The 5,406-nt window shown below is 66.4% G+C and carries 4 protein-coding genes; 1 reads left to right on the top strand and 3 read right to left on the bottom strand.

Annotation, left to right across the window (positions count from 1 at the left end):
* The 3 genes from DBR20_RS15105 to aceB all read right to left on the bottom strand — a co-directional run.
* Positions 1 to 820 (bottom strand): GGDEF domain-containing protein (locus tag DBR20_RS15105; protein ID WP_108266747.1); only part of this gene is annotated, 820 nt, incomplete at its 3' end.
* Positions 821 to 1,188: 368 nt separating this feature from the next.
* Complete coding sequence (gene aceA, locus DBR20_RS15100) at positions 1,189 to 2,490, bottom strand: isocitrate lyase (RefSeq protein WP_108266746.1); 1,302 nt, start codon at positions 2,488 to 2,490, stop codon at positions 1,189 to 1,191.
* 69 nt (positions 2,491 to 2,559) lie between these two features.
* Positions 2,560 to 4,197 carry a malate synthase A gene (gene aceB, locus DBR20_RS15095; protein WP_108266745.1) on the bottom strand — a complete coding sequence of 546 codons (1,638 nt, stop codon included), beginning with the start codon at positions 4,195 to 4,197 and terminating at the stop codon, positions 2,560 to 2,562.
* A gap of 109 nt (positions 4,198 to 4,306) precedes the next feature.
* Here aceB and DBR20_RS15090 point away from each other — a divergent pair, with 109 nt between their 5' ends.
* Positions 4,307 to 5,275 carry a LysR family transcriptional regulator gene (locus DBR20_RS15090; protein WP_108266744.1) on the top strand — a complete coding sequence of 323 codons (969 nt, stop codon included), beginning with the start codon at positions 4,307 to 4,309 and terminating at the stop codon, positions 5,273 to 5,275.
* The last annotated feature ends 131 nt before the right edge of the window (positions 5,276 to 5,406 follow it).

Below are 5,406 nucleotides of genomic sequence, written 5' to 3'. Positions count from 1 at the left end.
TCTCGGTGTTGCCCCGGCGCAGGATCAGGCAGAACTCGTCGCCGCCCAGGCGGCAGGCCAGGTCATGTTCACCGGCCATCGAGCGCAGGATGTTGCCCATGCTCTGCAGCACCCGGTCACCGGCCTGGTGGCCGTGGCGGTCGTTGATCTGCTTGAACCGGTCGCAGTCGATCAGCAGCAATGCCTGCGGAGGCCCTTCTTCCTGCGTGTGGCATTCCTGCAGGTACAGGGCCAGGCCGCGGCGGTTGTGCAGGCCGGTCAGTTCGTCGGTGCGCACCAGCTCACGCGTGTGGGTCAGCTGGTGGGTGGTGATGTACAGGTTGTCCAGCGCAGCTTCCAGGTCATGGTTGCGCCGCCGCAGCTGGCTGATCAGGGCCTGCTCGTTGGTCAGCACGCGCAGGATCGTGCGCCGCAGGAAGTAGGCCACCAGGCCCGGATCGGACTCGACCAGGCGATGGAAATCCGCCGGCCCCAGTTCCAGCACGTAGCAGTCGGCCATCACCCGCGCGCTGGCGCTGCGCAGATGGTCGCCCATCAACAGGCCGAGCTCACCGAAAAATTCATGCCGGCCGAGCGTCTTGAGCACCAGGTCCTCGCCGAAATCCAGCTCGATCAGGCCTTCGAGGATGATGTACATGCACTCGCCGCGATGGCCGCGCTGGAACAGCCACTGGCCCGCCTGCAGCCTGCAGGGCTGGGCAAACCGGGCGAACAGGGTGACCTCTTCTTCGGAAAGAAGCGCGTGCACGATTTCGGCCATCGCCACCTTGGCGATACCGGTTGTCGTGTCGATGTTCTCGGCCGCACCCCTGCCGGTCATTCCCTGCACCCGCCGCCAGCGTCCCCTGGTGAGCCGCGGAGCATATCAGTGAATCAAACTGTGCGCCGCTTCTCATTTTTGTGAAGACGCGGCGCTCCGTCTCATAAGCAGGGGAATGCCCCATTCACCCGTATTGGCGGCAGAAGGAAAGCAAGCCATTTCAATATCTTGGCGACGCCGCGACGCCGATTGTCGCGGCAGCCACAGATACAACGACGCCGGCAGATCCCCCGATCTGCCGGCGTCGTCTGGCCCTTCCCTGGCCACCCTGATCGGATCCGCAGCCCCGGTAGAGCCGGCCGCTGGCCGGCTGCCACGCAGCGCCCGGAGCATCGTGTGGTTGCCGGCCAGCGGCCGGCACTACCGGATCACGCGGCGCGTTCGCTGCGCCCGCCGTGGAACTGCTCTTCCTCGGTCGAGCCGGTCAGCGCGGTGGTCGAGGACTGCCCCTGCTGGATCGCCTGGGTCACCGCATCGAAGTAGCCGGTGCCGACCTCGCGCTGGTGCTTGACCGCGGTGAAGCCGCGCTCGGCCGCTTCGAACTCGGCTTCCTGCAGTTCCACGAAGGCGCTCATCTGCCGGCGCGCATAGCCGTGGGCCAGGTTGAACATGCCGTAGTTCAGCGCGTGGAAACCAGCCAGGGTGATGAACTGGAACTTGTAGCCGTAGCTGCCCAGCTCCTTCTGGAACTTGGCGATGGTGGCGTCGTCCAGGTTCTTCTTCCAGTTGAAGCTGGGCGAGCAGTTGTAGGCCAGCAGCTTGCCCGGGAACTTCGCATGGATCGCCTCGGCGAATTTCCGCGCGAATTCCAGGTCCGGCTTGCCGGTCTCGCACCACACCAGGTCGGCATAGGGCGCGTACGCCAGGCCACGGCTGATGGCCTGGTCCAGGCCGTTGCGGGTCTTGTAGAAGCCTTCCACGGTGCGCTCACCGGTGGCGAACGGCGTGTCGTTGCCATCGATGTCGCTGGTCAGCAGATCAGCAGCCTCGGCGTCGGTACGCGCCACCAGCAGGGTCGGCACGCCCAGCACGTCGGCGGCCAGGCGCGCGGCGTTGAGCTTCTCGATCGCCTCGCGGGTCGGCACCAGCACCTTGCCGCCCATGTGGCCGCACTTCTTCACCGAGGCCAGCTGGTCTTCGAAGTGCACGCCGGCAGCACCGGCTTCGATCATCGCCTTCATCAGTTCGAAGGCGTTGAGCACGCCGCCGAAACCGGCTTCGGCGTCGGCCACGATCGGCTGCAGGAAGTCGATGTCATCCTTGCCTTCGGCATGGTGCAGCTGGTCGGCACGCAGCAGCGTGTTGTTGATGCGCTTGACCACCGCCGGCACCGAATCGGCCGGATACAGCGACTGGTCCGGGTACATCTGACCGGCCAGGTTGGCATCGGCCGCCACCTGCCAACCGGACAGGTAGATCGCCTTCAGCCCGGCCTTCACCTGCTGCATGGCCTGGTTGCCGGTCAGCGCGCCGAGCGCGTTGACGAAGTCGCGCTCATGCAGCGATTTCCACAGCTTTTCCGCACCCAGCCGGGCCAGCGAATGCTCGATATGGACGGTGCCGCGCAGGCGCACCACGTCGGCGGCGCTGTAGTTGCGCTGGATGCCTTCCCAGCGCGGATTGGTGTCCCAGTCGTGCTGGATCTGTTCGGCAGTGGGCAGCGTGCTCATGTCTATCTCCAGTTCTGTTCGTGCGGATGCAGCGGGGAAGGAAGCGGCGAGGAAAGTGGCGTGCAGCGATCAGTCGATGCGCGCGTACGCCGGCAGGGTCAGGAAGTCGGTCAGTTCATTGCTGCGGCTCAGCTCGGCCAGCAGGGTGATGGCTTCTTCGATGCGGCCGCCACCGGGCAGCGCCGAGGTATCGCCGAGGCGCGCCGGCAGCTGCGCCAGGGTGGTATCGAGCAGCGCCAGGTCGATGGCGGTGCCGTCGTCCAGCTGCTGGCCCGGCGTGTGCAGCCACTGCCACAGCTGGCTGCGGCTGATCTCGGCAGTGGCTGCGTCCTCCATCAGGTGGTGGATCGGCACGCAGCCGTTGCCGTCAAGCCACGCGGCCAGGTAGCGCACGCAGACTTCGACATTGCCTTCGAAGCCGGCGCGGGTGATCGTGCCCGGCGGACGCGCGATCAGTTCGTCGCGGCCCACGCGCACGTCTTGGCGCAGCACGTGGTGCTGGTTGGGCGTGGGCATGTGTTCGTCGAAGATCGCCATCGCCACCGGAATCAGCGCCGGATGCGCGACCCACGTGCCATCGTGGCCGGCGCTCACTTCGCGCAGCTTGTCGGCACGCACCCGCGCCATTGCCTGCTCGTTGGCAGCAGCGTCGTTGTTGATCGGAATCTGCGCGGCCATGCCACCCATCGCATGTGCGCCGCGGCGATGGCAGGTCTGGATCAGCAGTTCCGAATACGCCTTCAGGAACGGCTGGGTCATGGTCACCTGGCCGCGCTCGGGCAGCACGCGGTCAGCGTGGCGGCGGAAGGTCTTCAGGTACGAGAAGATGTAATCCCAGCGCCCGCAGTTGAGGCCGACGATGCGATCGCGCAGGGCGTGCAGGATCTCATCCATTTCAAACACTGCCGGCAGCGTTTCGATCAGCACGGTCACCTTGATCTGGCCGTGCGGCAGGCCGAGCATGCCTTCGATGTGCGACAGCGCGGTCTCCCACAGCGCCGCCTCTTCCATGCTCTGCAGCTTGGGCAGGTAGAAGTACGGACCACGGTCCCTGGACTGCAACGCGCGCGCATTGTGGAAGGCGAACACCGCCGCATCGAACAGGCCGCCGGCGAGGAACTGGCCATCGACGCGCACATGCTTCTCGTCCAGATGCCAGCCGCGCGGGCGCACGATCAGCACGGCCTGCTCGTCGTAGGGACGCAGGGCGTAGTGCTTGCCCGCCTTGCCGTTGGATGCCGGAGCGGTGTACTGCAGGTCGCCGCGCACCGCAGCAGCCAGCGACTGCTGACCGGCCAACAGATTGCGCCAGGTCGGCGAGGTCGAATCCTCGAAGTCGGCCATGAACACCTTGGCACCGGAGTTCAGCGCGTTGATGACCATCTTCGGGTCGGTCGGCCCGGTGATCTCGACGCGGCGGTCCTGCAGTGCGGCCGGCAGCGGCGCCACGGTCCAGTCACCGCTGCGGATCGCGGTGGTGTCCTGGCGGAAGTCCGGCAGGCCACCCTGGTCGAAGAACGCCTGGCGCTCGCGGCGGGCCTGCAGTCGCGTCTGCCGGCCGGGTTCCACCGCCCGGTGCAGGGACACCAGCAGGGCCAGCAGCGGTGCCGGCAGCACGGTGGCCTGACCGGCCACCTGGGTCGCGAGGGCGATGCCCGGCGTGGCCTTGGCGGCGGTGGAAGGAACAGCGGAAGCGACGGCGGACATGGGAGGACTCCAGCGTGGGGGAACGACTCCACCGTGCGGCTGCAGCCCTGTATTTGGCAAAACAGTTATTGCAATGCTTTACATAACTTGTGCTAATACTTGTGACGCCATGACCACACGCGCCTCGCCAAGTCCTCGTTTTTCCTACAAATCCGATCGGCTGAAGCCGCTGCGCGCGTTCTGCCAAACGGTGCGGCTGGGCTCTGTCTCACGGGCAGCTGAGGCGCTTTTCGTCAGCCAGCCGGCCATCAGCCTGCAGTTGCAGGCGCTGGAGCGTGAGTTGGGGGTGCCCCTGTTCGAGCGCAGCGGCCGGCGCCTGGTGCCCAGCCGCGAGGGCCAGTTGCTGTATGAAATGGCGCAGCCGCTGGTGGAAAGCCTGGACGGCCTGGAAGCGCGCTTCCGCGACAAGGTGCGCGGGCTGGACGCGGGCGAGCTGAACATCGCCGCCAACAGCTCGACCATCCTGTACCTGCTGCCGAAGATCGTCGAACGCTTCCGCCAGCATTACCCCGATGTGCGCCTGACCCTGCACAACGCCATCAGCGCCGACGGCACCGACCTGCTGCGCGAGGATGCCGCCGACCTGGCGATCGGCTCGATGACCGATGTGCCGGCCGACCTCAGCTACGCCCCGGCCTACCGTTTCGAACAGGTGCTGATCGCCCCGCATGACCATCCGCTGGCCAGCGGTGGCGAGCTGGAACTGGTCGACATCGCCCGATACCCGCTGGTGCTGCCGCCGAAGCGGCAGATCACTTACCGGCTGGTCGACCAGGTGTTCCAGCGCCACCGCATCGCCTACACGGTTGCGCTGGAAGTGGGCGGCTGGGAAGTGATCAAGCAGTACGTGGCGATGGGCATGGGCATTTCCATCGTGCCGGCGCTGTGCCTGAACGATGCCGACCACGAGCGGTTGGCGGCGCGTTCGATGAAGCGCTGGTTCCCCGAGCGCAGTTACGGGGTGATCGTTCGCCGCGGCAAGGCGTTGTCGGCGCAGGCGCGGGCGTTTGTCGAGCTGATCCAGCCGGAGTTGTTCAGTCCGCGCGATTACGACCAGAGCGGGCATTCGGAGCGGTAAGGGGTGTCGGCAGGGCTGCGCCCTGCACCTGCCGAAGCAACGGCAACGGCAACGGCAACAGCAACATCAACGGCAACAGCGGGGATTCCGTGGGATGGCGGGGTGGGTCCGGTTGCGGGGGTGTCCGCGGC

This window comes from Stenotrophomonas sp. HMWF023 (assembly GCF_003060985.1).
Lineage (GTDB): Bacteria > Pseudomonadota > Gammaproteobacteria > Xanthomonadales > Xanthomonadaceae > Stenotrophomonas > Stenotrophomonas lactitubi.
Note: the sequence above shows the minus strand (reverse complement) of the source record. Positions and strands in the feature narration are given on the sequence as shown.